The organism is Methylobacterium sp. J-067, from assembly GCF_022829465.1.
Taxonomy (GTDB): Bacteria; Pseudomonadota; Alphaproteobacteria; order Rhizobiales; family Beijerinckiaceae; genus Methylobacterium; species Methylobacterium litchii.
Map to the genome: position 1 here is coordinate 234,262 of NZ_JAKSXZ010000146.1, position 24,693 is coordinate 258,954.

General features: G+C 69.9%; 27 protein-coding genes and 1 pseudogene. 18 read left to right on the forward strand and 10 right to left on the reverse strand.

The window, feature by feature from the left end:
• The first annotated feature begins 15 nt into the window (after positions 1 to 15).
• From fhcD to folK, 14 genes are all read left to right on the forward strand, one after another.
• Positions 16 to 960 (forward strand): formylmethanofuran--tetrahydromethanopterin N-formyltransferase, encoded by a 945-nt coding sequence (fhcD, locus tag MKK52_RS24500; RefSeq protein ID WP_243958918.1) that lies wholly within the window; start codon positions 16 to 18, stop codon positions 958 to 960.
• Positions 961 to 963: 3 nt separating this feature from the next.
• Positions 964 to 1,758 carry a formylmethanofuran dehydrogenase subunit C gene (locus MKK52_RS24505; protein WP_243958920.1) on the forward strand — a complete coding sequence of 265 codons (795 nt, stop codon included), beginning with the start codon at positions 964 to 966 and terminating at the stop codon, positions 1,756 to 1,758.
• 117 nt (positions 1,759 to 1,875) lie between these two features.
• A complete protein-coding gene (locus tag MKK52_RS24510) occupies positions 1,876 to 2,067 on the forward strand; it encodes a hypothetical protein (protein ID WP_243958922.1) in 192 nt (63 codons plus the stop codon).
• A 13-nt stretch (positions 2,068 to 2,080) separates the two neighbouring features.
• On the forward strand, positions 2,081 to 3,727 hold the full coding sequence (locus MKK52_RS24515) for a sensor histidine kinase (protein WP_243958924.1): 1,647 nt from the start codon (positions 2,081 to 2,083) through the stop codon (positions 3,725 to 3,727).
• Complete coding sequence (locus MKK52_RS24520; RefSeq protein ID WP_243958926.1) at positions 3,724 to 4,428, forward strand: response regulator transcription factor; 705 nt, start codon at positions 3,724 to 3,726, stop codon at positions 4,426 to 4,428. The genes MKK52_RS24515 and MKK52_RS24520 overlap by 4 nt, the downstream gene beginning before the upstream one ends.
• Positions 4,429 to 4,669: 241 nt before the next feature.
• The gene (gene pqqA / locus MKK52_RS24525; RefSeq protein WP_238204934.1) at positions 4,670 to 4,759 is read left to right on the forward strand and encodes a pyrroloquinoline quinone precursor peptide PqqA; all 90 of its coding nucleotides are present in this window, start codon (positions 4,670 to 4,672) and stop codon (positions 4,757 to 4,759) included.
• A gap of 34 nt (positions 4,760 to 4,793) precedes the next feature.
• Entirely contained in the window at positions 4,794 to 5,693 is a 900-nt protein-coding gene (gene pqqB / locus MKK52_RS24530) for a pyrroloquinoline quinone biosynthesis protein PqqB (protein ID WP_243958928.1), read from the forward strand.
• Positions 5,694 to 5,828: 135 nt separating this feature from the next.
• Positions 5,829 to 6,914 (forward strand): pyrroloquinoline-quinone synthase PqqC, encoded by a 1,086-nt coding sequence (pqqC, locus tag MKK52_RS24535; protein ID WP_243958930.1) that lies wholly within the window; start codon positions 5,829 to 5,831, stop codon positions 6,912 to 6,914.
• On the forward strand, positions 6,911 to 8,056 hold the full coding sequence (gene pqqE / locus MKK52_RS24540) for a pyrroloquinoline quinone biosynthesis protein PqqE (protein ID WP_243958932.1): 1,146 nt from the start codon (positions 6,911 to 6,913) through the stop codon (positions 8,054 to 8,056). Before pqqC ends, pqqE begins: the two co-directional genes overlap by 4 nt.
• Positions 8,053 to 8,760 (forward strand): hypothetical protein, encoded by a 708-nt coding sequence (locus tag MKK52_RS24545; RefSeq protein WP_409564734.1) that lies wholly within the window; start codon positions 8,053 to 8,055, stop codon positions 8,758 to 8,760. The genes pqqE and MKK52_RS24545 overlap by 4 nt, the downstream gene beginning before the upstream one ends.
• Complete coding sequence (locus MKK52_RS24550; protein WP_243958934.1) at positions 8,741 to 9,103, forward strand: hypothetical protein; 363 nt, start codon at positions 8,741 to 8,743, stop codon at positions 9,101 to 9,103. Before MKK52_RS24545 ends, MKK52_RS24550 begins: the two co-directional genes overlap by 20 nt.
• Before the next feature lie 133 nt (positions 9,104 to 9,236).
• Positions 9,237 to 10,016: a dihydropteroate synthase gene (gene folP / locus MKK52_RS24555; RefSeq protein WP_243959727.1), complete on the forward strand. Its 780-nt coding sequence runs from the start codon at positions 9,237 to 9,239 to the stop codon at positions 10,014 to 10,016.
• On the forward strand, positions 10,013 to 10,387 hold the full coding sequence (gene folB / locus MKK52_RS24560; RefSeq protein WP_243958936.1) for a dihydroneopterin aldolase: 375 nt from the start codon (positions 10,013 to 10,015) through the stop codon (positions 10,385 to 10,387). Before folP ends, folB begins: the two co-directional genes overlap by 4 nt.
• Entirely contained in the window at positions 10,384 to 10,854 is a 471-nt protein-coding gene (folK, locus tag MKK52_RS24565; RefSeq protein ID WP_313898776.1) for a 2-amino-4-hydroxy-6-hydroxymethyldihydropteridine diphosphokinase, read from the forward strand. Before folB ends, folK begins: the two co-directional genes overlap by 4 nt.
• 12 nt (positions 10,855 to 10,866) lie before the next feature.
• On the opposite strand, the gene MKK52_RS24570 is transcribed toward folK, so the two are convergent.
• The 4 genes from MKK52_RS24570 to dctP (MKK52_RS24585) form a co-directional block, all read right to left on the reverse strand.
• The gene (locus MKK52_RS24570; protein WP_243958938.1) at positions 10,867 to 12,219 is read right to left on the reverse strand and encodes a TRAP transporter large permease; all 1,353 of its coding nucleotides are present in this window, start codon (positions 12,217 to 12,219) and stop codon (positions 10,867 to 10,869) included.
• Between the two features lie 15 nt (positions 12,220 to 12,234).
• Positions 12,235 to 12,942, reverse strand: coding sequence for a TRAP transporter small permease (locus MKK52_RS24575; RefSeq protein WP_243958940.1), 708 nt, complete (start codon positions 12,940 to 12,942; stop codon positions 12,235 to 12,237).
• Complete coding sequence (gene dctP / locus MKK52_RS24580) at positions 12,939 to 13,922, reverse strand: TRAP transporter substrate-binding protein DctP (protein ID WP_243959732.1); 984 nt, start codon at positions 13,920 to 13,922, stop codon at positions 12,939 to 12,941. The genes MKK52_RS24575 and dctP (MKK52_RS24580) overlap by 4 nt, the downstream gene beginning before the upstream one ends.
• 161 nt (positions 13,923 to 14,083) lie before the next feature.
• Positions 14,084 to 15,106 (reverse strand): TRAP transporter substrate-binding protein DctP, encoded by a 1,023-nt coding sequence (gene dctP, locus MKK52_RS24585; protein ID WP_243958942.1) that lies wholly within the window; start codon positions 15,104 to 15,106, stop codon positions 14,084 to 14,086.
• A 172-nt stretch (positions 15,107 to 15,278) separates the two neighbouring features.
• Between dctP (MKK52_RS24585) and MKK52_RS24590 the strand changes: the two genes are divergently transcribed.
• Complete coding sequence (locus MKK52_RS24590) at positions 15,279 to 15,926, forward strand: GntR family transcriptional regulator (protein ID WP_243958944.1); 648 nt, start codon at positions 15,279 to 15,281, stop codon at positions 15,924 to 15,926.
• Here MKK52_RS24590 and MKK52_RS24595 read toward each other — a convergent pair.
• Positions 15,923 to 16,603: a GntR family transcriptional regulator gene (locus tag MKK52_RS24595; RefSeq protein WP_243958946.1), complete on the reverse strand. Its 681-nt coding sequence runs from the start codon at positions 16,601 to 16,603 to the stop codon at positions 15,923 to 15,925. The two genes, MKK52_RS24590 and MKK52_RS24595, sit on opposite strands and share 4 nt — an antisense overlap.
• Positions 16,604 to 16,674: 71 nt before the next feature.
• Entirely contained in the window at positions 16,675 to 19,617 is a 2,943-nt protein-coding gene (locus MKK52_RS24600; RefSeq protein WP_243958948.1) for an FAD-binding and (Fe-S)-binding domain-containing protein, read from the reverse strand.
• A gap of 509 nt (positions 19,618 to 20,126) precedes the next feature.
• Between MKK52_RS24600 and MKK52_RS24605 the strand changes: the two genes are divergently transcribed.
• From MKK52_RS24605 to MKK52_RS24615, 3 genes are read left to right on the forward strand one after another with little or no spacing between them, the layout of a single operon-like run.
• A complete protein-coding gene (locus MKK52_RS24605; RefSeq protein ID WP_243958950.1) occupies positions 20,127 to 20,909 on the forward strand; it encodes a pentapeptide repeat-containing protein in 783 nt (260 codons plus the stop codon).
• A 14-nt stretch (positions 20,910 to 20,923) separates the two neighbouring features.
• The gene (locus tag MKK52_RS24610) at positions 20,924 to 22,378 is read left to right on the forward strand and encodes a M48 family metalloprotease (protein ID WP_243958952.1); all 1,455 of its coding nucleotides are present in this window, start codon (positions 20,924 to 20,926) and stop codon (positions 22,376 to 22,378) included.
• Positions 22,379 to 22,400: 22 nt separating this feature from the next.
• Positions 22,401 to 23,087 carry a glutathione S-transferase family protein gene (locus MKK52_RS24615; RefSeq protein ID WP_243958954.1) on the forward strand — a complete coding sequence of 229 codons (687 nt, stop codon included), beginning with the start codon at positions 22,401 to 22,403 and terminating at the stop codon, positions 23,085 to 23,087.
• Between the two features lie 21 nt (positions 23,088 to 23,108).
• Here MKK52_RS24615 and MKK52_RS24620 read toward each other — a convergent pair whose 3' ends face one another.
• From MKK52_RS24620 to MKK52_RS24635, 4 genes and pseudogenes are all read right to left on the reverse strand, one after another.
• Positions 23,109 to 23,309 carry a DUF2934 domain-containing protein gene (locus MKK52_RS24620; protein WP_243958956.1) on the reverse strand — a complete coding sequence of 67 codons (201 nt, stop codon included), beginning with the start codon at positions 23,307 to 23,309 and terminating at the stop codon, positions 23,109 to 23,111.
• Positions 23,310 to 23,355: 46 nt separating this feature from the next.
• Complete coding sequence (locus MKK52_RS24625; RefSeq protein ID WP_243958958.1) at positions 23,356 to 23,526, reverse strand: DUF3606 domain-containing protein; 171 nt, start codon at positions 23,524 to 23,526, stop codon at positions 23,356 to 23,358.
• Between the two features lie 210 nt (positions 23,527 to 23,736).
• Positions 23,737 to 24,069, reverse strand: a pseudogene (yidD, locus tag MKK52_RS24630) (membrane protein insertion efficiency factor YidD); the annotation flags it as partial.
• On the reverse strand, positions 24,066 to 24,512 hold the full coding sequence (locus MKK52_RS24635; RefSeq protein ID WP_243958960.1) for an iron-sulfur cluster assembly scaffold protein: 447 nt from the start codon (positions 24,510 to 24,512) through the stop codon (positions 24,066 to 24,068). The pseudogene yidD and the gene MKK52_RS24635, both read right to left, overlap by 4 nt.
• Between the last annotated feature and the right edge of the window lie 181 nt (positions 24,513 to 24,693).

A 24,693-nucleotide genomic window follows, 5' to 3' on the forward strand; every position in this document is an offset into this window, starting at 1 on the left:
AGCGAGCCGCACCCCATGTCTGATCTCACCCTCAACGGCATCCGCGTCATCGACACCTTCGCCGAGGCGTTCGATGTCGCGGGCACGGCCATCGTCGTCACCAACGACACGCCCAAATGGGCGATGATCGCGGCCACGACCATGACCGGCTTCGCCACCTCGGTGATCGGCTGCGGCGCCGAGGCCGGGATCGACGCCATCCTCTCGCCCGACCAGACGCCGGACGGGCGGCCGGGCGTGCGCATCCTGCTGTTCGGCTTCGAGCCGAACGGCCTGAAGGACCAGCTCATCAAGCGGGTCGGCCAGTGCATCCTCACCTGCCCCGGCACCGCCTGCTACGCGGGGGTGGACGGGCCGAACAAGATCAAGCTCGGGGGAGCGATCCGCTACTTCGGTGACGGCTTCGCCATCGCCAAGCGTGTGCCCGACGAGACCGGCAAGGAGCGCCGCTACTGGCGAATCCCGGTGATGGACGGCGAATTCCTCTGCGAGGATTCGGTCCGCGCCGTCGAGGGCGCTGTGGGCGGCGGCAACCTGCTGTTCCTCGGCCGCACCCATGCCGAGACGCTGAAGGTCGCCGAGTTCGCGGTCGAGGCAGCCTCCTCCATCCCCGGTGCGATCCTGCCCTTCCCCGGCGGCATCGTCCGCTCCGGCTCGAAGGTCGGCGGGCGGACCAAGGGCATGATGGCCTCCACCAACGACGCCTATTGCCCGACCCTCAAGGGCCGGGCCGGCTCCGCCCTGCCGCCCGAATGCGGCGTGGTGCTGGAGATCGTCATCGACGCCCTCACCTCGCAGGGCGTGTCCGATTCCATGCGGGCGGGGCTGCACGCCGCCACAGAGGTCGGCGAGCGGCACGGGCTGATCGCCGTCACGGCGGGCAATTACGGCGGCAATCTCGGCCGCCACCACTACCACCTGCGCGACCTGCTCGCGCCGGCCGCCGGCCAGGAGGGCTGAGCCTTGAGCACCCTCACGCTCCGCGAGGCGCCCCCCGAGCGCCTGGACTTCCTCTCCATCTCCCCCCTCGCCCTGAGCGGCCTCACCCAGGCCGAGGCCGAACGGCTGGAGATCGGCACCAGCCGCCGGGGCGTGAAGCTCGGCGATTGCTTCGCCGTCTCCCTCGATGGCTCCGACAGCCTGACCATCGAGGGCGGGCACGAGCGCCTCGACCGGGTCGGCGCCTCCCTCTCCGGGGGGACGATCCGCGTCGTCGGCGATGTCGGCCAGCGCCTCGGCGCGGGCATGGCGTCGGGCACGCTCACCGTCACCGGACATGCCGGCCCCTATGCGGGCTCCGGCGCCACCGGCGGCACCATCACCATCGAAGGCGACGCAGGCGACTACGCGGGCGGCGCCGTCTACGCGGCCAAGGCCGGGCTCGACGGGGCGACGCTGATCGTGCGCGGCCGGGCCGGGGCCCATTGTGGCGACCGGATGCGCCGGGGGCTGATCCTGGTCGGCCAGGCCGGCGCCCATGCCGGTGCGCGGATGATCGCGGGCACCATCGCCGCCCTCGAAGTCGGCGACCTGCCGGGCTACGGCATGCGCCGGGGCACCCTCGTCACCGGCAAGCACGGCACCCTGTCGCCGACCTTCGTGGAGACCGGGAGCCACGACCTCGTGTTCCTGCGCCTCCTCGGCAAGCATCTGCGCGCCGTGAGCGAGGCCCATGCTGCGCTGCTGGACAGGCCCCTGCGGCGCTATTCCGGCGACCTCGCGACCCTGGCCAAGGGCGAGATCTGGGTCGCGGGCTGAACGGCGCGGGCCTGCGCTCCCTGGGCGCGGGCCTTGGCCCTGTCCACACGGCGCCGGGCCGGATTATGCTGAGCGCAAGCCGGCCCGAGACGATGGCCGGCATTCGGGAGATCGCCCTTGCTGCTGCTTCTGTCCGCCTGCCTCATCGCCCAGCCCGCCACCTGCCGCGACGAGCAGATCCCGGTGGGCGGCGGGTCCGCCAACGCCTTCGTCTGCCTGCGCAATTCGCAGAGCGTGCTCGCCCAGTGGCAGGACGAGAATCCCGAATGGCACGTCGCGAAGTGGCGCTGCGCGGCCAAGAAGCCGTGAAGGGCCTGCGCCCATGGGCTCGCTGAAGGCCCGGTTCGCCATCCTCTTCGCCGTCAGCGCCATTGTGGTGCTGCTGGCGGCGGCGGCCGTGCTGGCCTCGATCGGGCTGGCCGAGCGGACGGTGGACCGGACGCTCGCCGCCCAGGGGCGCCTCGAACTCCTGGCGGAACTCTCCGGCCGGCTCACCCAGTTCGGCCTCGCCGCCGTGGAGACGGTGGGCAACCCGGACGGCCAGCCCGAGGCCATGGCCATCGCCCGCGCCAACGTCGATAAGGCGCTGATCGCCGTGGACGAGGCCATGGCGCGCTCCTTCCCGCCAAGCGACGACCCGACCGACCGGATGCAATACGCCATGCGCTCGCGGCCGATGTCGCAATTGCGCGGGGCGCGGGCGGTCCTCGACCGGCAGGTCTCGCTCATCAGCCGTCAGATGGATCCGGAGAAGCGCCAGGATTCGATCAAGGGCGCCCTCAACGGCTTCGGGGCCATGACCGGCCAGCCGCTCTCCTTCCTGATCGAGGCCGAGCGTCGGAGCATGACGCGGGGCTCCGAGGAGGCGCGCGAATTGTCGAGCCGCCTGCGGCTCGCGGCGGTGGTTGCCGTGGCGGCGGCCCTGGTGCTGCTCCTGATCCTCTACCGCATGCTGACCCGGCCGATCCTGGCGCGGATCGTGGAGGTGCGGCTCGCCGCCAGCGCCATCGGACGCGGCGCCCTCGACACACGCCTGCCCGTTCAATCCCGCGACGAACTCGGCCTGCTGATGGCCAACGTGAACCGCATGGCCGCGCGCCTCTCCCGCCGGGAGGTGCACGTCGCGGCCGACCGGGCGGCCCTCGAATCGACCATCGCCGCCCGCACGGCGGATCTGCGCGCTGCCAACGCCCGGCTGGAGGCGGTGGACCGCTCCCGCCGCCGCTTCTTCGCCGATGTCAGCCACGAATTGCGCACGCCGCTCACCGTCATCCTCGGCGAATGCGACATCGCCATGCGGGGCGCCGCCCGCGCCGCCGACCCGACGCCGGCCTTCACCACCATCCGCAAGCGCGCCCAGCGGCTGAAGCGCCGGGTGGAGGATCTGCTCCGCGTCGCCCGCTCCGAATCCGGGGAGATCGAGCTGGACCGCCGGCCGCTCGGCGTCGCCGCCGTCCTGGCCGAGGCGGTGGACACGATGTCCTCCGAAGCCGCCCGCCGCCGGATCGCCCTCGACCTCCTGCCCGGCGCCGAGGACGTGGAATGCGTGGCCGACCGGGAATGGCTGCGCCAGACGGTCGAGAGCCTGATCGACAACGCCCTGCGCCACGCCACCGGGCTCACCCGCGTCGAGGTCGCGCTGGCGCGGGTCGATGAGAACGCGGCGCGCATCACCGTCACCGACGACGGGCCGGGCTTCGGCGCGCCGGAGTCCGAACTGACCGAGCGGTTCAAGCGCGGCAAGCGCGTGGACGGCGCCCCCGCCCCGGACGAGACCGGCTTCGGCATCGGCCTCGCGCTCGCCCGCTGGGTGGTGGAGCAGCATGGCGGCACGCTGCATCTCGGTGCCGGCGGGGGCGGACGCGGCGCCCGCGTCCGCCTGGACATTCCCGCCGCCGAGCCGGCATGGATGGACCGAGCGTCCGCGCGGACGGATGCCGGAGGGAAGCTGAGGGAGCCGGCCGCATGACGCGGATCCTGATCGTCGAGGACGACATCGATATCCGGGGCCTTCTCGCCCGTGGCCTGGAAGCCGAGGGGTTCGAGGTCGGCACCGCCGACAGCGTCGGCGACGCCCTGAAGGCCGCCCGCGACCCCGCCCCCGGCGCCGTGCTCCTCGATGTCGGCCTGCCGGACGGGTCCGGCCACGACGTCTGCCGCTCCCTCCGCGAAGGCGGCTTCTCCGGCCCGATCCTGTTCCTCTCGGCCCGCGACGAGATCCGCGACCGGGCCGAGGGTCTGGCGCTCGGCGCCGACGACTACATCGTCAAGCCGTTCGAGTTCGACGAACTGGTCGCCCGGCTGCGCACCCACCTCATGCGCCGCCAGCAGGCCGAGGCGCCGCGCTCCCGCCTCGTCGCCGGCCGGCTGCATTTCGACCTCGACACCCGGCAGGTCACCTGCGGCGAGGCCAGCGCCCGCCTCACCCCGCGGGAGGCGGAACTCCTCGCCATGCTCATGGACAGCCTCGGCAAGCCGGTCTCCCGCGCCGAGATCTTCGACCGGCTCTGGGCGAGCCAGGGCGGGCTCTCCCTGAACGTGGTCGATGTCTATATCGGCTATCTCCGCTCCAAGATGGCGGATTTCGTCCGCTACGGCGGCCCGGTCCTCACCACGGTGCGCGGCAAGGGCTTCATGCTGGAATCCCGGGGTCCGGATTTTCGCCAGTGACGTTCTGTCTTGGACCTTTGGGGGATAGCGGGAGTCCGAGCGGAATTATTTTGTTGGATCAATCCCTTCGGCTAACCTCTCACGAAAAATTTGGGATGATCCGGCAATTTGGTGCTTGAATGCGAAGGGCAAATGGACAATATCAGTCCTGCGCCAGAAACGAGAGCGCCATCAGTGTCTTAGGGTCCTCTTAGGATTGATCTGAGGACGCTCGGTGAACGAATTACTAAGGAGAAACACCATGGCCTGGGCTGCCCCCGTCGTGTCCGAGATCTGCGTCGGCATGGAAGTGACGAGCTACGAGTCGGCCGAGATCGACACGTTCAACTGATTTCAAGCGGGCCGGGAATCGCGGGAGACGCACCATGCGCGTCGTGGTTCTCGGCTCCGCTGCGGGCGGCGGGCTTCCTCAATGGAATTGCCGCTGCCCCATCTGCTCCCTCGCACGCAGCGAGCCGGAACGCGTCCGCCCCAGGACGCAATCCAGTATTGCCGTGTCCGCCGATGGCGATGACTGGCTGCTGATCAATGCTTCTCCCGACATCCGCCAGCAGTTGTTCGACAACAGCGCGATGCATCCGCGCGGGGGGCTACGCCATTCCCCGATCCGCGCCGTGCTGCTCACGAACGGCGACGTCGACCATGTGGCCGGGCTGCTGACGCTGCGCGAGGGCCAGCCCTATACGCTCTATGCGACCTCCGGCATCCTCGACTCCGTCAACGCGAACCGCGTGTTCGACGTGATGGCCGAGGGCGTGGTGAAGCGCACCAGCGTCGCCCTGGAGACCACGTTCGAACCCCTGCCCGGCCTCACCGTCACGCTGTTCGCGGTGCCGGGGAAGGTGCCGCTCTGGCTGGAAGGCGCCGAGGTCGAGATCGGCGCGGTGACCGAGACGACGGTCGGCGCGATGATCGAGGCCAATGGCCGCCGCCTTGCCTACATCCCGGGCTGCGCCCTGGTGGACGACGCGGTGCGGGCCCGCCTCGACGGGGTGGATGCCCTGCTGTTCGACGGCACCGTCCTGCACGACGACGACATGATCCGGGCCGGCGTCGGCACCAAGACCGGCTGGCGCATGGGCCATGTGCCGATGCGGGGCGAGAACGGCTCGATCGAGGCCCTGTCGGGCGTCTCCATCGGGCGGAGGGTCTTCGTCCACATCAACAACACCAATCCCGTCCTCGTGGAGGGCTCGGCCGAGCGGGCCGACGTCGAATCCGCAGGATGGACGGTCGCTCACGACGGGCTGGCCCTACAGCTCTGAGCGTCGCGCACCATTTAAGTGGGCGCGTCTCGTACCCACATCCCCGGTCTGGGACCGTGCACTCGGTCCGGGCAACGCCAAGAAGTCGGTCACAAGACCATCGGGCACGAGCCGAAGTCGGACGCCGGAAACGCCATGAACGCCATCTTCCCGACCCCGGATGCCGCGGAGAGCGAACGCCTCCTCACCGGCGACGAAATGGAAGCCGCCCTGCGCGACATCGGCGCCCGGCGCTACCATATCCTGCACCCGTTCCACCGCCTGCTGCATGACGGCGAGCTCTCGAAGGATCAGGTCCGGGCCTGGGCGCTCAACCGCTACTATTATCAGGCGATGATTCCGGTGAAGGATTCCGCCGTCCTCGCCCGGATGCACGATGCCGAGCTGCGGCGGATCTGGCGCCAGCGCATCGTGGATCATGACGGCGACGGCCCCGGCGACGGCGGCATCGAGCGCTGGCTGAAGCTTGCCGAGGGCGTCGGCTTCCAGCGCGACTACGTGCTCTCCACGAACGGCATCCTCTCCGCGACCAAGTTCGCCGTGGAAGCCTATGTGCATTTCGTCTCGGAGCGGTCGCTCCTGGAGGCCATCGCCTCGTCACTGACCGAGATGTTTTCGCCGACCATCATCTCCGAGCGCGTCGCCGGGATGCTGAAGAACTACGACTTCATCACGAAGGAGACGCTGGCCTACTTCGACAAGCGCCTCACCCAGGCGCCGCGCGATGCCGACTTCGCCCTCGACTACGTCAAGAAGCACGCGACGACGCCGGAATTGCAGCGCCAGGCGATGGCCGCGCTGACCTTCAAGTGCAACGTCCTCTGGGTGCAGCTCGACGCGCTCTACTTCGCCTATGTGGCGCCCGGCATGATCCCGCCGGATGCATGGCAGCCGGGCGTCGGCCTCGTCGCCGGGGCGGATGCGCCCAAGGCGGAAGCCGGCCCGCGCAAGACCGCGCCGGGCGACACTCCGCGCCTGCCGCGCGGCGTCCGCCTGCGCAACGACGAGACCCGCGGCAAGTATGTGCTCCTCGCCCCCGAGCGCACCTTCGACCTCGACGACAATGCCGTCGCCGTCCTCAAGCTGGTGGACGGGTCGCGCACGGTGTCCCAGATCGCCGACGAGTTGGGCACGGTCTACGCCGCCGATCCGCGCGCGATCGAGGCGGATATCTGCGTGATGCTCGACGGCCTCGCGGAGAAGCGGGTGTTGGAGCGATGAACGCACAGGCGCCGATCCGCCCGGAAGCGCCGGCACCGGTGGGGCTCCTCGCGGAGCTGACCCACCGTTGCCCCCTGCGCTGCCCCTATTGCTCGAACCCGCTGGAACTCGACCGCCGCTCGGGGGAACTCGACACGGCGACGTGGCAGCGGGTGCTGCGGGAGGCGGCGGGCCTCGGCGTGCTGCACGTCCACCTGTCGGGCGGCGAGCCCACCGCCCGCAACGACATCGTCGAGATCACCAAGACCTGCGCCGATCTCGGCCTGTACTCGAACCTCATCACCTCCGGCGTCGGCGGGGCGCTGGACAAGCTCCAGGCGCTCTACGACGTCGGGCTCGACCACGTGCAATTGTCGGTGCAGGGCGTCGATGCCGCCAATGCCGAGAAGATCGGCGGCCTGAAGAACGCCCAGCCGCAGAAGATGACCTTCGCCGCCAAGGTGGTGGAACTCGGCCTGCCGCTGACGCTGAACTCGGTGATCCACCGGGGCAACATCCACGAGGTGGCGGGCTTCATCGATCTCGCGGTGAAGATGGGCGCCAAGCGCCTCGAAGTGGCGCACACGCAATATTACGGCTGGGCCTACGTGAACCGCGCCGCGCTGATGCCGAACAAGGCCCAGGTGGACGAGTCGATCCGCATCGTCGAGGCCGCCCGCGAGCGGCTGAAGGGCCAGCTCGTCATCGACCTCGTGGTGCCGGACTATTACGCCAAGTACCCGAAGGCCTGTGCCGGCGGCTGGGGCCGCAAGCTGATGAACGTCACGCCCCAGGGCAAAGTGTTGCCCTGCCACGCGGCGGAGACGATCCCCGGCCTCGAATTCTGGCACGTGACGGACCATTCCCTCGGGGAGATCTGGCGGGACTCGCCGGCCTTCACCGCCTATCGCGGCACCGATTGGATGCAGGAGCCCTGCCGCTCCTGCGACCGCCGTGAGAAGGATTGGGGCGGATGCCGCTGCCAGGCGCTCGCGCTCGCGGGCGATGCGGCGGCGACCGATCCGGCCTGCTCCCTCTCCCCGTTGCACGCCAAGGTGCGTGCCCTCGCCGTCGAGGAGGCGGCCGAGACGCCTCCCGACTACGTCTACCGCACGATCGGCAGCAACATCCGCTCGCCGCTGAAAGAAGGTGCCTCTTCGTGAGACTCATCCCCGTCGCGGCTGTCCTCGCCCTCGGCCTGTCCGTCCCGACCCTCGTGTCGGCCACGGAAACGCCCGCGCCGACGCAAGCCAACGCCACGGCCGCCCCCAGCGCCGCCGACCTGCTGTTCGAGCAGCCGCAGATGAAGAACGCGGCGCCGGGCAGCATCATCACCTACGATTACCTGCGCCGCTCCGGCATCGAGAAGGGCCCCTTCGGCGCCCCGCTGCAGGACACGGTGACGATCAAGGTCGAGCCGGGCAAGCAGCCCGATGGCCGCAACATGGACGTCGCCATGTTCTCCGGCCTGAACCGCCGCCCGGCGGGGCCGTTCGAGGACATGGTGGGCAACCCCATCGTGCCGCTGTTCCTCGAGAACCACGTGATGGCGCTCTCTAAGGTGCTGGAGGCGAACCCGCGTTACCTGAAGCTCGCGATCCGCAAGGGCATGCGCGAGAAGGCGACCGTCACGCCGGTCAAGATCCCGTTCGACGGCAAGCAGGTCGATGCGTATCGCATCGAGATGCAGCCCTTCCTGGGCGATCCGATGGGCGAGCGCATGCGCGGCCTCGAGAACCTGACCTACACCTTCGTCACCTCGCCCTCGGTCCCGGGCGAGATCGTGTCCATGGAAGCCGTGTCCAAGACCAAGGATGGCGGCGAATTGCTGGAAGAGAAGCTCGGCTATGATCAGAAGGCTGGCTAGTCTCGCGATCCTCACCGCCCTGGGTGCCGGCCTCGCCGCCGCGCCCGGCCGCGCCGCCGAGGAGAACGATTACCCGACCAACGCGCGGGTGGATTACGTCTTCGGCTGCATGGCCGCCAACGGGCAGACCCGCGATAGCCTGGAGAAGTGCTCCTGCTCGGTGGATCAGCTCGCGGCGATCCTGCCTTACGACAAGTACGTGCAGGCGAGCACGATCCTGTCGATGCGCCAGGGCATCGGCCAGCGGGCCAACGAGTTCAAGTCGACCAAGGTGTTCGACGACAAGGTCGCCGACCTGCGCCGCGCCCAGGCCGAGGCCGAGATCCGCTGCTACCGGGGCTGATCGGCCCACGATTCGGAGGCGACGTCCCGTTGCGCGTCGCCCCCGTTTCCCGCACACCGGGTCCGTGACCGAGACACCCCGCCCCCCCGCCCTCCCCGGTTTGCTGCCCGATCTCGGGCGGCGAAGTCTCGTGATGGGCATCCTCAACGTCACGCCGGATTCCTTCTCGGACGGCGGGCTGTTCCGGGGCGAGGCGGAGGCCCGCGCCCAGGCCGAGCGTCTGGCGGCGGAAGGGGCGGCGATCCTCGACATCGGCGGCGAATCCACCCGCCCCGGCCACACGCCCGTGCCGGCCGAGGAAGAGCAGGCCCGCGTCCTGCCGGTGATCCGCGCGCTCGCCGAGCACCTTCGGATCCCGATCTCCATCGACACCTACAAGGCGTCCACCGCCGACCTCGCCCTCGCCGCCGGAGCCAGAATCGTCAACGACGTCTGGGGCTTGCAGCGCGAACCGGACATCGCCTCGGTCGCCGCCGCCCATGGCGCCCCGGTCATCGTGATGCACAACCGCGAGACCATCGACCCTGGCCTCGACATCGTGGCCGACATGCTCGCCTTCTTCGACCGGTCCCTCGGCATCGCCCGCAGGGCCGGCATCCCCGACGGGGACATCGTGCTCGATCCCGGCGTCGGCTTCGGCAAGACCTGGGAGCAGCACCTCGAAGCGCTCCGGCGCCTGCCCGAGATCCGGGCGCTCGGCTTCCCGCTCCTCGTCGGCGTCTCGCGCAAGTCGCTGCTCGGGCGCCTGCACGACCGCGAGACCAAGCCGGCCGACCGGCTCTACGGCTCCCTCGCGGCGCATGCGCTCGCGGGCACGCTCGGGGCCGACATCGTGCGCGTCCACGACGTCGCCGCCCATGTGGACGCGATGCGCGTCGTCGATGCGGTGATGCGGCCGGAGTCGCGGGTATGAGCGATCACATCCGCGTCGAGGGCATCGCCGTCTTCGGCCGCCATGGCGTGCTGCCGGAGGAGGAGGTGCTGGGCCAGCGCTTCTATCTCGGCCTCGATGCCGAACTCGACCTTGCCCCCGCCGGCCGGGCGGACGACGTGGCCCTGACCGTGAGCTACGCGGACCTGACCGCCATCGCCGTCTCCATCGCCACGGAGCGCCGCTTCCAGCTCATCGAGGCCCTGGCCGAGACCATCGCGCAGGCCATCCTGGCCGGCTTCCCGGCCATCGCGGCGATCACCGTGCGGGTCGACAAGCCGAGCGCCCCGGTTCCCGCGATCCTGGAACGGGTCGGCGTCACCATCACCCGCCGCCGGGAGGGCGCGCGGTGAAGGCGTGGCTCGGCATCGGCAGCAACATCGGCGACATGGCCGCGATGCTCGACCAAGCGGTCGATAAGCTCGCCGCCATCCCCGGCATCCGGGTCGTCGCCCGCTCCCCGGATTACCGCACCCCGCCCTGGGGCAAGACGGACCAGCCCTGGTTCCTGAACGGTGCGGTCGCCATCGAGACCGACCTCGATCCCCACGCCCTGCTCGACGCCTGCCAGGGCATCGAGCGCGACCTCGGCCGCATCCGCGAGGAGCGCTGGGGGCCCCGGATCATCGACATCGACGTCCTGGCCTACGAGGGCGCGGCGGTGGAGGACGAGCGCCTCGTCCTGCCGCATCGCTACGTGCGCGAGCGGGCCTTCGTGCTGGTGCCCCTGAACGAGATCGCCCCCGACCTGACGATCGGGGGCGAAACGGTGAGCGACGCGCTCGCCAAGCTCGACCGGACGGGGATCGCGCGGGCCTGAGCCCGCCCGCCCCTATCGCGTATTGCTGAGCAGCAGGTCCGGCAGCCACATGGCGATGCCGGGCACGAGGCACAGGATCAGGATCGCCACCGCCATCAGGATCACGAAGGGCAGCGTGCCCCAGATGATGTCCGAGAGCGGGATGTCGGGGGCGATGTTCTTGATGACGAAGATGTTGAGGCCCACCGGCGGGTGGATCAGCCCCATCTCCATGGTGATCGTCATCACCACGCCGAACCACACGAGATCGAACCCGGCGGCCTTGAGCGGCGGCAGGATGATCGGCGCGGTCATCAGGATGATCGAGACCGGCGGCAGGAAGAAGCCGAGCACGATCACGAGGCCGAGGATCGTCAGCAGCAGCAGCCAGGGCGAGAGCTGCATCGCCACGATCGCCGCCGCCGCCGATTGCGAAATGTGGAGGTAGCTCATCACGTACGCGTAGAGGAGCGACATGCCGATGATCAGCATCAGCATGGTCGATTCCCGCAGCGTCGCCGTGAGGATCGGGTTCACGTCACGCGCCCGCCACACGCCGTAGATCGCCGCGATCAGGGCCAGCGCCAGCAACCCGCCGAGGCCCGCCGTCTCGGAGGGCGTGGCGTAGCCGCCGTAGAGGGCCACCATCACGCCGGTCAGCAGAATGACGAAAGGCGCCACGCGGGGCAGCGTCGAGAAGCGCTGCGCCATGCTGTACTTGTCTTCGGCGAGGATCGGCGAAGCCGGGCCGCCGTTCTCCAGCACGGTCTTGGCGGTGGCGTATTCGGAGCGGAAGCGAAAGATCGCCCAGCTCGCGAACAGGCCGACCAGCAGCAGCCCCGGCCCGATGCCGGCGAGGAACAGGCGGCCCAGCGACTGCTCGGCCGCCACCGCGTAGAGGATCATGGTGATCGAGGGCGGCAGCAGGATGCCGAGCGTGCCGCCCGCCGCGATGATGCCGGCGGCGAAGCCCGGCGAGTAGCCGCGCTTCCTCATCTCCGGGATGCCCGCCGAGCCGATGGCCGAGCAGGTCGCGGGGCTCGATCCCGCCATGGCCGCGAACAGGGCGCAGGCGAACACGTTGGCGATGCCGAGCCCACCGGGGATGCGGTGCATCCAGGCATGCATGGCCGAGTAGAGATCCTGCCCCGCCCGCGAGCGGCCAATGGCGGCGCCCTTCAGGATGAAGAGCGGGATCGAGAGGAGGGTGATGGAGGCCATCTCTTCGTAGACGTTCTGTGCCACCGTATCGAGGGAGGCGGCAGGCATGAAGGCCAGCATGAAGGCCAGGGCCACCGCGCCCAGCGCGAAGGCGATGGGGATGCCTGAGAGCATCGCCCCCAGGGTGGCACCGGCGTAGAGGAACCCGATCGTCGCGACGCTCATCGTGTGTCCCCTGCCTCAGCCGCGAGCCTGCCCGGCCTTCGGGCCGGTGCGGACGGTGGTTCCCATCGGGTCGGGACCGGCCGGCGTCGCGTCCGGGCGTCCCCTCATGTCGCGGTTGATGTCGGCACCGAGGCCGATCTTCGGCCGGGCCCAGCCGGCGCCGCTCGGGCCCAAGCGGATCGCCTCCGCGATCTGGAGGGCGAGTTGCAGGCAGAGCAGGCTCATGCCCGCCGCCATCAGGGTGTAGGGGATCCAGAGCGGCGGACCCCAGGTCGATTGCGAGACCTGCCCGTCGGTCCAGGCCTCGTGGTCGAGGGACCAGCTCTTCCAGGTGAAGAACAGGCAGAAGGCGAGGCTGACGCAATCCACCAGCACCAGCCGCACCCGGTTGACGGCGGGCGGCAGCAAGCCGGTCAGCGCCTCGATGGCGACGTGGCCGCGCTTGGCCTGCACTGCCGCCGCCGACCCGAAGGTGGCGCCGACGATGAGGAACACCGCCATCTCGTCCTGCCACTCGGTCGGCTCGTGGAAGACGTAGCGGATCACCACGCTGTGGCTGAGCACGAGGCAGGCGCCGAACAGCGCCAGCCCGCCGAGCCCCATGATGACCCGGTTGAGGGCCTTCGACATCCGGTCGAGCACCCCGAGGGTGCCGGGGATCCGGGGTTCGGGCGGGGCATGCGCCTCGGAGATCGCGGTGGCGGCGTCGAAACCGTGGCTCACGAAACCTGCTCCGCCAGCTTGAGGAGTTCGGCGCAGCGCGCGCTCTTGCCCGCAAAATCCTTCCAGGCCGTGCCCCGGGCGAGGTCACGCCACTTCTCGATGTTGGCGTCGCTGAGGTCGTGGATCTGCACGCCGCGCGCGCCGTAGATCTTCACGAGTTCCTCGTCGTCGGCCTTGGCGGCGGCGAAGGAGAAGGCCTCCATCTCGCGCCCGACATCGACGATGGCCTTCTTCTGCTCAGGCGATAGCCCGTCGAAGACGATCTTCGACATGATCAGCGGTTCGAGGACGAACCAGAACGAGCGGCCCCGGCCGGCAGTGAGGTTCTTCGTCATCTCGTCCAGGCGGAACGAGATCAGGCTCGTGGACGAGCTGATCGCCGCCTCCAGGGCGCCGGTCTGCATGCCGATATACATCTCGCTCGACGGCATGGTGGAGACGATGCCGCCCATCGCCTGGAACATCATGTCGATCTCGCGCCCGCCGCCGCGCACCTTCACGCCCTTCACGTCCTCGGGCACGAGGATCGGCTTCACCTTCGAGGCGACGGAGCCCGACTGCCAGACCCAGGTGAGGATGATGACGCCCTTCTCGGCCAGCGTCCTGGAGAATTCCTCGCCGATCCTGGCGTCGCGCCACTTGGCGGCCTGCTCGTAGCTCGCCACGACGGCCGGCATCAGCGCGAGGTTGGTCTCGGGCACCTCGCCGCCCGCGTAGGAGAGCGGTACGAGGCTCATGTCGAGGGCGCCCTTCCGGACGGCGCTGAACTGGGCCAGCGTCTTCATGAGCGACGACGTCGGGTAGACCTGCACCTGCAGGCCGCCGCCCGTGCGCTTCTCGAGTTCGGCGGCGAAGCGGCGGGCGATGCGGTCGCGGGCGTCGCCCTCCTCCAGGGTGCCGCCGGGAAACTGGTGCGACAGCTTCAGGATCTTCGGCGCTTGCGCGCGCAGCACGGCCGGACAGGCGACGAGGCTGCCCATCGCCGAGGCCGCGCCCAGGACATGGCGTCGTGTGATCACCGGCTTCCCCCCTGTTCGGTCGCGGCGTTCCTGCGCCGTCGGCCGCACCCGCGGCAGACCATCAAACGGCTGCGCGCCGGGATTTCATCCCTGTCCGCGCGGCCGGTCGGTGACAGTTCCGGCTAGGCCACCTGCTCCGCAAGCTTCAAAAGCTCGGCGCAGTTCGCGTTCTTCCCGGCATAGTCCTTCCAGGCCGTGACGCGGGCGATGTCGCGCCACTTGCCGAGCGTCCCCTCGTCGATCTGATCGACCTTGGCGCCCGCCTTGGCGAACAGCTCCTCGACGCGAGTGTCGTCCGCCTTGGCGCCGGCCTGGCCGAAGCTCTCCAGTTCGGCGCCGGTCGCCATGATCGCGTCCTGCTGGTCCTTGGGCAGGCCGTCGAACACGAGCTTCGACATCATGATCGGCTCCAGCATGAACCAGTAGGAATGCTGGCGGCCGGAGGTGAGCGCCTTTGACAGTTCCTCCAGGCGGAAGGAGATCAGGCTGGTAGAGGAGGTGATGACCGCGTCGCAGGCGCCGGTCTGCATGGCGGCGTAGGATTCGTTCGACGGGATGGAGAGGGTGGCGGCGCCCGCCTCCTTCATCATCATGTCCATCTCGCGGGAGCCGCCGCGCACCTTCATGCCCTTGGCGTCGGCGGGGCCGACCAGAGGACGCTCGCGGCTCGCGACGCCGCCCGCCTGCCACACCCACGAGACCAGCACGATGCCCTTCGCGGCCAGGATCTCGGTGAGCTTGCGGCCCACGGGGGCGTTCTTCCAGGCGATGGCCTGATCGTAGGAGGTCACGAGGGCCGGCATCAGCCCGATGTTCATCTCGGGCACCTCGCCGCCGGCATAGGGGGCCGGGTAGAGTGACATGTCGAGGGCGCCCTTCCGCATGGCGCCGAACTGGGCGTTCGTCTTCATCAGCGACGAGCCGGGATAGACCTGCACGTCCAGCGCGCCCTTGGTCTTCTCGCCCACCTGCTTGGCGAACATCCGGCACATCCGGTCGCGGAAATCGCCCTCGTCGATGGTCCCGCCGGGGAACTGGTGCGACAGCTTGATCGTGGTGGCCGCCTGGGCACTGTTCAGGCCGAAGCGCAGGAGCGCCGGGGCGGCAAGGGTCGCGGCGACGAAATGGCGTCGTGTCAGCGTCATGGGCACCTCCCGCGCCGCACAATGTCGGCGAATATTATGTGCGCTGCGGTATTCACCGATACCGTTCTGGTATGCAGAAGACGGCCTCTTGTATATTTTGTCAACGCCCTCGCATAATGGATACGCAATTCGGGGCAACAACGAACCCGGACGCCAGGACGGGAGGGGGAGGATGAGCCGCGCTCAGGATCTCCGGCAGACGATCGAGGACGAGATCGTCGAGGGGCGGCTGGCCCTGGGGGCGCGCCTGGACGAGGTGCAGCTCGCGGCCCGGTTCGGCGTGTCGCGCACGCCGATTCGCGAGGCGCTGCTACAACTGGCGGTGAGCGGCCTCGTGGAGACGAAGCCCCGGCGCGGCACCATCGTCAGCTCACCGGAGCCCCACAACCTCGTCGCGATGTTCGAGACCATGGCCGAGATCGAGGCCGCCTGCGGGCGGCTGGCGGCGCGGCGCCTCGGCCCTTCCGACCGAGACGCGCTGGAAGCGGCACTCGCGGCCTGCGCGGCGGCGTCCGACGATTGCGAGGCCTATTACGCCGAGAACTACGTGTTCCACGGCCTCATCTACCGGGCGAGCCGCAACGCCTTCCTGGCCGAGCAAGCCCTGACCCTGCACCGCCGCCTCGCGCCCTACCGCCGGCTGCAACTGCGCGTGCGCCAGAGGCTGCCGCAATCCCTCGCGGAGCATAGGGCCATTGTAGAGGCCATCCTCGTCGGCGACGACGCCCTCGCGGCCGATCGCCTGCGCAGCCACGTCCTCGTGCAGGGCGACCGCTTCGCCGACCTCGTGGCGGGTTTGAGGGCGCCGGACGCGGCCTAGGCCGCGCCGAGGTCGACGTAATTCGCGGCGATCACCCGCTTCTTGCCGCGGATATGCTCCCGCAGCAGGCTCCCCAGGGCGGCGCCGTCGCGGGCGCGCAGGTGCACGATCATCTGCTCGTGCTCCGACATCGCCTGCTGCCACTGGTCCTCGGTCTGGTGGGCGCGGTAGCGCGAGCGCTGCACCCGACCCGACAGGCTCAGGTAGATGCTCGACAGCGTGCCGTTGCGCGCCGCCGCCATGATCGCCTCGTGGATCAGGCGGTTATGGGCGAAGTAGCCGGCCTCGTCCCCCGCCTTGAAGGCGCCGACCATCGCATCGTGATCGACCTGGATCGCGTCGATCTCGTCATCGGTGATGGTGCGGCAGGCGAGGTCGCCCGCGGTCGCCTCCAACCCCGCGATGACCTCGATCATGTCCTCCAGTTCGGCCTCGGTGATGCTCGCGACGCGCGCACCCCGGTTGGGCAGCAATTCGAGCAGCCCCTCGGTGGCGAGGATCTTGATCGCCTCGCGCAGGGGGGTGCGCGAGATGCCGAACCGCTCGGTCAACTCGCTCTCGTTGATCCGTTCCTTCGGCTCCATCTCGCCGGACTGGATCAACTCGCGCATACGGTCCGCCACCTCGTCATGGAGGTAGCGGCGGCTGATGCCGAAGCCGGATTCGATCTTGTTCATGCGCACACACAGGACCCGCCCAGTCGCGCACGACCGGGCCACTGGAACAATATGTGTAGGTGCACCTGTATTCAGTGTCGAGGCGTCAACGCTCGGTCGAGCACGCGGATCACATGCTTGGCATGGATTCCCAGGCCGTCATGGATCTGATGGCGGCACGACGTGCCGTCCGCGACCACCAGATCCTCGGGTCCCGCCTGCCGCAGGGCCGGGAACAGGGACAGCTCCGCCATGGCGAAGGACACGTCCACCGTGTCCTTGCCGTAGCCGAACGCCCCGGCCATGCCGCAGCAGCTCGATTCGATCACCCGGACATCGAGACCGGGCACCGAGCGCAGCAACGACTCCACCGGGCCCATCACGCCGAAGGACTTCTGGTGGCAATGGCCGTGCAGATGCGCCAATCGGCCGCCCTGATGGACGAAGGGCAGGCTGATCCGCCCCGCCGAGAGGTCACGCATCAGCAATTCCTCGATCAGCAGGGATTGCTGGGCGAGCGCCTGCGCCTCCTCGCCCGGCAGCAGGGCCAGGAACTCGTCGCGGAAGGTGAGCAGGCAGGATGGTTCCAGCCCGACCACCCGCGCCCCGGCGCGGACATAGGGCAGCAGCGCGTCGAGGGTGCGCCGCGCCTCCGCCCGCGCCCGGTCGGTCTGGCCCGAGGCGAGCCATGTCCGTCCGCAGCACAGGGGCCGGCGGCCCTTGGGCGGGAACACCCGGTGTAGCCGGTAGCCCGCCGCCGCGAGCACCCGCTCGGCCGCCTCCAGGTTTTCCCGCTCGAAGGCGCGGTTGAACGTGTCGCCGAACAGGATCACGTCGCGGAAGTCGCCCGTGATGTCCGAGGGGTGGGCGGGCTCGCCGATCTCCTTCCACGGCCGCCGCCATTGCGGCAGGGTGCGCCGCGCCGAGAAGCCGGTGACCCGCTCCGACACCGCCGCCAGGGCCGGATGCCGGTCCCGCAGGTTGAGGAGCGGGGCGAGCCGCGCGGCCACGCCAGCATAATGCGGCATCAGCCCGATCAGGCGGTCCTTCAGGGGCAGGCCGTGGCGGGCATGGTAATGGTGCAGGAACTCGACCTTCATCTTGGCCATGTCGACGCCGGTCGGACATTCGCGCCGGCAGGCCTTGCACGACACGCACAGGTCCATCGTGCGCTTCATCTCATGGCTGGTGAAGGCGTCGGTCCCGAGCTGGCCGGAGATCGCCAGCCGCAATGAATTCGCCCGGCCGCGCGTGAGGTGCTGCTCCTCCTTCGTCACCCGGTAGGAGGGGCACATCGCCCCGCCCGCGAGCTTCCGGCAGGTGCCGTTGTTGTTGCACATCTCCACGGCGCCGCCGAAGCCGCCCCAATCCGACCAGTCGAGGGCTGTCCGGGCCGGCGCCGTCACGGCGTAGTCGGGCTTGAAGCGGAAGAGGCTGCGGTCGTCCATCCGCAGGGGGCGGACGATCTTGCCGGGGTTGAGATGGTTCTCCGGGTCGAACCCGTCCTTCACCGTCTCGAAGGCGCGGGCCAGCGTCGCGCCGAACAGCGGCTCCACGAATTCCGAGCGGGAGATGCCGTCGCCGTGCTCGCCGGAATAGGAGCCCTTGTAGCGGCGGACCAGCTCCGAAGTCTCCTCGGCGATGGCGCGCATCTTGGCGACGTCGCCCCCGAGCTTCATGTCGAGGATCGGGCGGACATGCAGGCAGCCCACCGAGGCGTGGGCGTACCACGTGCCCCGCGTGCCGTGCTTCGTGAACACCTCGGTCACGGCGTCGGTGTAGTCGGCGAGGTGTTCGAGGGGGACGGCGCAATCCTCGATGAAGGAGACCGGCTTCGCGTCGCCCTTCATCGACATCATGATGTTGAGGCAGGCCTCGCGCACTTCCCAAACCGGCTTCTGCCGGGCGGGCTCGATGACTTCGACCACCGCGTTCGGGAAGCCGTGGTCGGCCATGCAGGCATCGAGGCGCTTGAGGTCGCGCTTCAGGGCCGCGAGGTCGTCGCCCGCGAACTCGGCCAGCAGCAGGCAGTTCGGCTTGCCGCGGGTGATGTCGGCGAGCGTCGTGCGGAACAGCGGGATGTCGGCGCCGAGCACGAGGACGTTGTTGTCCACCAGCTCCACCGCCACCGGGTCGAGGGCGACGATGTGTCGGGTCGTCTCCATCGCCGCGCGGAACGAAGGGAAGTGGCAGACGCCCATCACCCGGTGCGCCGGCAGGCGCGAGAGCTTCAGCGTCACCGCCGTGGTGGCGGCGAGCGTCCCCTCCGAGCCCACGAGCAGGTGGGCGAGGTTCGGCCGGTCCGTCACCAGCGCGTCGAGATTGTAGCCGCCGACCCGGCGCTGCACCTTCGGGTAGCGCGCCTCGATCTCGTCCCGATGCTCGTGGGCGAGGCGCAGCATCCGCGCCGCGAGGTCCTCCGCCCGCGCCGAGCCGGCGACGCCCGTGGCATCGTTGCCGGTGAGGGAGAAGGCGAAGGGCTCGCCATCCGGCAGCAGGGCGCGGATCGCCAGCACGTTGTTGCGCATCGTGCCGTAGCGCAGGGAGCGGGCGCCGCAGGAATTGTTGCCGGCCATACCGCCGATGGTGCAGCGGGTCGCCGTCGAGGGCTCGACGGGGAAGAACCAGCCATCAGCCTTCAGCCGGGCGTTCAGGCGTTCCAGCACCACCCCCGGCTCAACGGTGATCGTGCCGGCCTCCGCATCGTAATCGAGCACGCCGTTGAAGTGGCGCGAGCAATCTACGACGAGGCCGGTGCCGATGGGCTGGCCGTTCTGCGAGGTGCCGCCGCCCCGCATGATGACGGGCACGCCGTGCTCGGCGGCGATCTGCAGGGTCGCGGCGATGTCGTCGCCGGAGCGCGGCAGGACCACGCCGGCGGGGGTGATCTGGTAGATCGAGGCGTCGGTGGCGTAGCGCCCCCGGGTGAAGGCATCGAAGCGCGCCTCGCCCTTGAGCCGTTCCGCGAGCCGCCGGGCCAGCCCGGCATCCTTTCGCGCCGCCGCGCGGGGTGTCTCAGCCGTCCCTGCCGCCACGAATTCCCCCCGTCGAGCCTCGTCCGGGCTCTCTTCTGCGGGCGATTGTATTCAAGATTCAGGCGGACGGAAATCCGCCGGAGGGGGGATGCCACGCGGCATGGTGCGGCGGTGGGGTGGAAAGAAGAATGGTGTCCCCGGCAGGGCTCGAACCTGCGACCCCAGGTTTCATACCACCTCGGCTTTCGCCGCCGCCCGGCCGGTGCCGGAGCGTTCGTGGTCTGGACTATCCCTTCACCCTGGGCCTTTCGGCCTGTAGGTGCCGCCCGTCTAGTCTCTACACCTTCCCGCCGGGGCGGGCTTGGCTCGGGATCGGCAGGGCCGTGGTGCGGGAGCACTGGGCCGGAAGCTTTCCCCGACTTTGAGCGGATCCGTCGCGCGGTTTCCCGGCGCGACGCCCAATTTGAACCTCTAGGAAACCTGTGCTCTGTCCAGCTGAGCTACGGAGACAACCGCGCGTCCTTAGCATCTCCACGGGGCGCGGCCAACACCGTCGGAGGCCGGGAGCCATGGGTCTGCGGCGTCACTCGGCGCTTCTCGCGCTCCTGGCGTGGCCGTGCTCCGCCCCCGCCGAGCCCGTCACCCACCCCGATTGCCGTGCGGCCCCGGCCCGGACCGAGACCCTGGAGGGACTCGGCCCCCGGGGCGAATTGCGCTTCGCGTCGGGCGGACGGGCCGTGCTCGATTCGCTCCGCTGGCCGGAGGACGACGAATCGGCACGCGAAACGCTCTTGGCCAGGGTCGGTCAGCGCATCCTCGTGACGCCACGCGGCCTGCCCGACCGCTGGGGCCGGGAGCGCGTCGGCGCCGAAGCCCTCGCCGACGCCGCAGACCTCGCCGGGGACCTCGTGGCGGCGGGCCTCGCCGCCGTCGATCCCAACGAGGCGGACGCCCTCTGCCGCCCCGCCCTCCGCCTCGTGGAGGAGGCCGCCCGGCGGCGCCGGCTCGGCCTGTGGCGCGACGCCTCCCCCGATGCGCAGGACGGCCCCGCCCTACGGCGGTTGGCCGGTCGCTTCGCCGTGATCGAGGGGATCGTCCGCCATGTCGGCGAGCGCGGCACGCGCACCTATCTCGACTTCGTCCCTCGGGGCGCCGACGGCTTGACCGTCACGGTAACGAAACGCACTTGGCGAACGATGGCAGCCCATGGTTTGACTGCCGACTCGCTGCACGGCACACGCGTGCGGGTCCGTGGAATCATCGAGATCGGGCGCGGCCCCGTCATCGCGGCCGCGACGCCCGATGCGATCGAGGTGCTGCACGGGCAGGACGTTTCTGGGGTGCGGCGCTGAGCGCGATGGACGTGATGCGGGGGTTGGTCGGTTTCCGGCGGGCGGCCTGTCTCGGCCTCGCCGCCCTGGCTCTGGGCGCCTGCGTGGCGGACCAGACCGGCTCGGTGAGCACGCCTGCCGCCGTGCGCGTGCCGGCCGGGGCGCCCAAGGTGACGGGCCGCGAGCGCGCGACCGATGCCGACCACCAGAAGCTCGTCGCCTCCTTCGGGGGCGAGGCCAAGGCCCCCGCCGTCACGCGCCTGCTGACCGAGGTCACGGACCGGCTGGTCAAGGGCAGCGACCGGCCGGACCAGAGCTACGCCGTCACCCTGCTCGATTCGCCCGTCGTCAACGCCTTCGCCCTGCCGAACGGACGGCTCTACGTCACGCGTGGACTCGTGGCGCTCGCCAACGACACCTCCGAGGTCGCGGCGGTGCTGGCGCATGAGATCGCCCACGTCACCCTCAACCACGCCACCGCCCGCAGCGAGCTGGAACTGCGCTCCGCCCTGGTGAGCAAGGTGGTGGCGGACGTGCTGAACGATCCCGACACGGGGGCGCAGCTCAAGAGCCAGTCGCGCTTCGCCCTCGCCCGCTTCTCCCGTGAGCAGGAGCTGGAAGCCGACGCCGCCGGGGTGAAGACCCTCGCGGCGGCGGGCTACGATCCCTTCGCGGCGGCGCGGTTCCTCACGGCGCTCAACCGCACGGTCCAGTTGAAGCAGGGCGGCGGCACGGCGGGCGAGCCGGACATGCTCGCCACCCATCCCGGCACCGCCGAGCGCGTGAACCTCGCCACCCGCGCCGCGCGCAAGGTCGGCGCGCCGGGCATCGGCAGCGACGACCGCAGCCGCTACCTCGCCGCCATCGACGGGCTGGCCTACGGCGACAGCCCCCGCGACGGCGTGGTGCGCAGCGGGCGCTTCATCCATTCCGGCCTCGGCATCGCCTTCGCGGTGCCGGAGGGGTTCAGCCTGGAGAACACCCGCTCGGCGGTGCTCGGCACCACGGCGGAAGGCAACCGCCGCCTGCTCTTCGACCAGATCGAGACCAAGGAGGGCCAGGGCCTCGACGCGATGCTCAAGGCGACGTGGAACGATAGCCTCGACCCCGCCGGCTTCGAGAACCGCGACGTGAACGGCAACCCAGCCGCCTTCGCCCTGTCGCGGGGCAAGGACTGGACGTTCCGCCTCGCCGCGATCCGCCTCGGCGGTGCGACTTACCGGATGATCATGGCGGCCAAGGGCAGCGCCGACCCGGAGGCCGCCTTCCAGCGCTGGGTGGCGAGCCTCGCCGAGGTCCCGCCCGAGGAGGTCGCGGCCCTGCGCCCGACCCATCTGCAGATCGTGCAGGCAGGCGGCGCCAACGCGGAGGAGCTTGCCCGGCGCATGGTCGTGTCCGACCGTGCCCTCGACCGGTTCCTCGTCCTGAACGGCCTGGAGCGCGGGGCGGCCCTCGTGCCGGGCCGCAGCTACAAGATCGTCACCGAATAGGCGTCAGCCCCGGAGAGCGCGCATGATCCGCTTCTATTACAACCTCTCACCCAATCCGATGAAGGTCGCCCTCTGCCTGGAGGAATTGGGCCTCCCCTACGAGCCGGTGCCGGTGGACACCCGCAAGGGCGACCAGTTCGACGCCGCCTACGCGGCGGTCAACCCGAACGCCAAGGTGCCGGCGATCGTGGACGGGGAGACGACGGTGTTCGACTCGAACGCCATCCTCCTCTACCTCGCTGAGAAGACGGGCCAGTTCCTGCCGCCGCAGAACGGCGCGGTGCGGGGCGAGATGCTGTCCTGGATGATGTTCGTCGCCACCGGCATCGGGCCGTTCTCCGGCCAGTGCGTCCACTTCCGGCATTTCGCGCCGAAGGACGCGGGCGCCTACGCCATGGACCGATACGTCTACGAGGCGCGCCGGCATTGGGACGTGCTCGACAGGCACCTCGAAGGCCGGGCCTTCATGGTGGGCGACGCCTACTCGGTCGTCGACATGGCGGCCTGGGGCTGGGCGCGGATGGTGCCCTTCGTGCTCGGTGAGGGCGCCTTCGCCGGCCTGCCCAACGTCAAGCGGCTGCTCGACACGATCAACGCCCGCCCGGCAGCCCAGCGCGCCGAGGCGCTGAAGGGCCGCCACGCCTTCAAGGCCGAGATGGACGACGAGGCGCGGGCGAACATGTTCCGCTTCATCAAGCCGGCCGCCTGAGGCCGAGGCCGGCGGGGCGCCCTAATCCCCGCCGCCGCGCTTGTCCTTGCTGCGCTCCCGCTCCGCGCGCAATTCGCGCTCGGCGATCAGCCAGAACTCGATTTCGAGGCCTTCGGGCCGGTGGTTGCGCTCCCACAATTCGTAGGCGCGCTCCCGGATCTGCTCGAAGGTGATCACGTCCCGGCCGGGGGCTTCCCCGCCTGCATTCCGTTCTGAGGTCATCGCGCCCTACCGAACCGGTGCCACGCGCCGCGCCATCGGCGCGTCCTCAGGATCCCGGCCGGTGCAGGTAGGCGGTGATGCTGGTGACACGGGTGCCGACCATGGTCACCGCCTTGCGCAGGCGCTCCTCGCTCACGCCGAAATGCTGGGCCCAGGCGGCCCGGCTGGTGCGGTCGAAGATGTCGATGTGGCTCTTGCCCTCGGTTCCCGTCGTCATGGCGCCCGATCCCGATCTCTGGAGGTGCCCGGCCGCGCCGGGCTCTTTTCCGATCAACCGGAGGCCGCAGATTAGGTTTCACGCCCCCGCGTGGAACAGGCCCGGCTGTCACTCCCAGCGGAAGGGCGGGGCGCGGAAGGGGAAGTCCACCAGCGGACGGGTCTCCGCCCGCGATTCGGCCGGCGGCGCGGGTGGCGGCGCGGGCGGCGGTTCCTCGACCTCCTCGCAGACGAGCAGCGACCCCTCCGGCAGGGGCGGAGCCTCGACGCCGCGCCAGCGTCCATAGGACCACGGCCGGTACCACGCCGCGTTCTCCGGCAGGCGGCCGGGCACGAGGTCGATGCCGTGGGTGCCGAACGGGCCGCAGCGGCAGAATCGGGCGAAGCCCATCCACGCCCCCGGCCAGACGCCGTAGGTCGCGATGGCTTGGTCCGTGTAGGCGGAACAGCTCGGCCAGTGGCGGCACTGGCGTCCGACCAGGGACGACAGGCTGAGCTGATAGGTGCGCAGCGCGAGCCGCGCGGCCTGCTGCGGCAGGCTCACGCGGCCGCCCTCCGCCTGGCCTCGATCTGATCGAGGGCATCCACCACGGCGTCGAAGGTCAGGAGCGTGGAGGCGTGCCGGGCCTTGAAGTCCCGCACCGGTTCCAGCACCGCGAAATCGGCGAAGGGGCCGTCCGGCGGCGGGGCGCCCTCCTTCAGCATCGCCCGCATGGCCTCGCGCAAGCCCCGCAGGTCCCCCGCCGAGGTGCCGACCACATGCCGTCCCATCAGCGACGAGGAGGCCTGTCCGAGGGCGCAGGCTTTGACATCCTGCGCGAAATCCGTCACCCGGCCGTCAGCGCCGAGGGTCACGTCGACGGTGACGGTCGAGCCGCAGAGCCGGGAATGGGCGGTGGCGCTCGCATCGGGCGCGTCGAGCCGGCCGAGCCTCGGGATGTCGGCGGCGAGTTCCAAGATGCGTCGGTTGTATATATCGTCCAGCATTAAAGCCTCAGTTGAGCAAGCATAAGGGCAGCTAGACCGCCTGCGCAGCCGGTGTCGGATTGCGCGTTTGCTCAGGACACACGATATAGGCGATGTGCCGCTGCTTCGCGAGGAGGCGGCCGGTCGACCGAGGTCGCGCCCAAGGCCGAGGTCGGGCTCATCCGCCCAAGTTCATCCGGGG

Coding starts and splice junctions, on each gene's coding strand:
- pqqC (WP_243958930.1), top strand. CDS start 5,829: ATGAACGCCATCTTCCCGACCCCGGATGCCGCGGAGAGCGAACGCCTC.
- pqqE (WP_243958932.1), top strand. CDS start 6,911: ATGAACGCACAGGCGCCGATCCGCCCGGAAGCGCCGGCACCGGTGGGG.
- MKK52_RS24625 (WP_243958958.1), bottom strand. CDS start 23,526: ATGACGACGGGAACCGAGGGCAAGAGCCACATCGACATCTTCGACCGC.
- MKK52_RS24595 (WP_243958946.1), bottom strand. CDS start 16,603: ATGAACAAGATCGAATCCGGCTTCGGCATCAGCCGCCGCTACCTCCAT.
- MKK52_RS24620 (WP_243958956.1), bottom strand. CDS start 23,309: ATGACCTCAGAACGGAATGCAGGCGGGGAAGCCCCCGGCCGGGACGTG.
- MKK52_RS24605 (WP_243958950.1), top strand. CDS start 20,127: ATGGGTCTGCGGCGTCACTCGGCGCTTCTCGCGCTCCTGGCGTGGCCG.
- dctP (WP_243959732.1), bottom strand. CDS start 13,922: ATGGGCAGCCTCGTCGCCTGTCCGGCCGTGCTGCGCGCGCAAGCGCCG.
- MKK52_RS24635 (WP_243958960.1), bottom strand. CDS start 24,512: ATGCTGGACGATATATACAACCGACGCATCTTGGAACTCGCCGCCGAC.
- folB (WP_243958936.1), top strand. CDS start 10,013: ATGAGCGATCACATCCGCGTCGAGGGCATCGCCGTCTTCGGCCGCCAT.
- folP (WP_243959727.1), top strand. CDS start 9,237: ATGGGCATCCTCAACGTCACGCCGGATTCCTTCTCGGACGGCGGGCTG.
- pqqB (WP_243958928.1), top strand. CDS start 4,794: ATGCGCGTCGTGGTTCTCGGCTCCGCTGCGGGCGGCGGGCTTCCTCAA.
- MKK52_RS24590 (WP_243958944.1), top strand. CDS start 15,279: ATGAGCCGCGCTCAGGATCTCCGGCAGACGATCGAGGACGAGATCGTC.
- MKK52_RS24515 (WP_243958924.1), top strand. CDS start 2,081: ATGGGCTCGCTGAAGGCCCGGTTCGCCATCCTCTTCGCCGTCAGCGCC.
- fhcD (WP_243958918.1), top strand. CDS start 16: ATGTCTGATCTCACCCTCAACGGCATCCGCGTCATCGACACCTTCGCC.
- MKK52_RS24615 (WP_243958954.1), top strand. CDS start 22,401: ATGATCCGCTTCTATTACAACCTCTCACCCAATCCGATGAAGGTCGCC.
- MKK52_RS24550 (WP_243958934.1), top strand. CDS start 8,741: ATGATCAGAAGGCTGGCTAGTCTCGCGATCCTCACCGCCCTGGGTGCC.
- pqqA (WP_238204934.1), top strand. CDS start 4,670: ATGGCCTGGGCTGCCCCCGTCGTGTCCGAGATCTGCGTCGGCATGGAA.
- dctP (WP_243958942.1), bottom strand. CDS start 15,106: ATGACGCTGACACGACGCCATTTCGTCGCCGCGACCCTTGCCGCCCCG.
- MKK52_RS24610 (WP_243958952.1), top strand. CDS start 20,924: ATGCGGGGGTTGGTCGGTTTCCGGCGGGCGGCCTGTCTCGGCCTCGCC.
- MKK52_RS24570 (WP_243958938.1), bottom strand. CDS start 12,219: ATGAGCGTCGCGACGATCGGGTTCCTCTACGCCGGTGCCACCCTGGGG.
- MKK52_RS24520 (WP_243958926.1), top strand. CDS start 3,724: ATGACGCGGATCCTGATCGTCGAGGACGACATCGATATCCGGGGCCTT.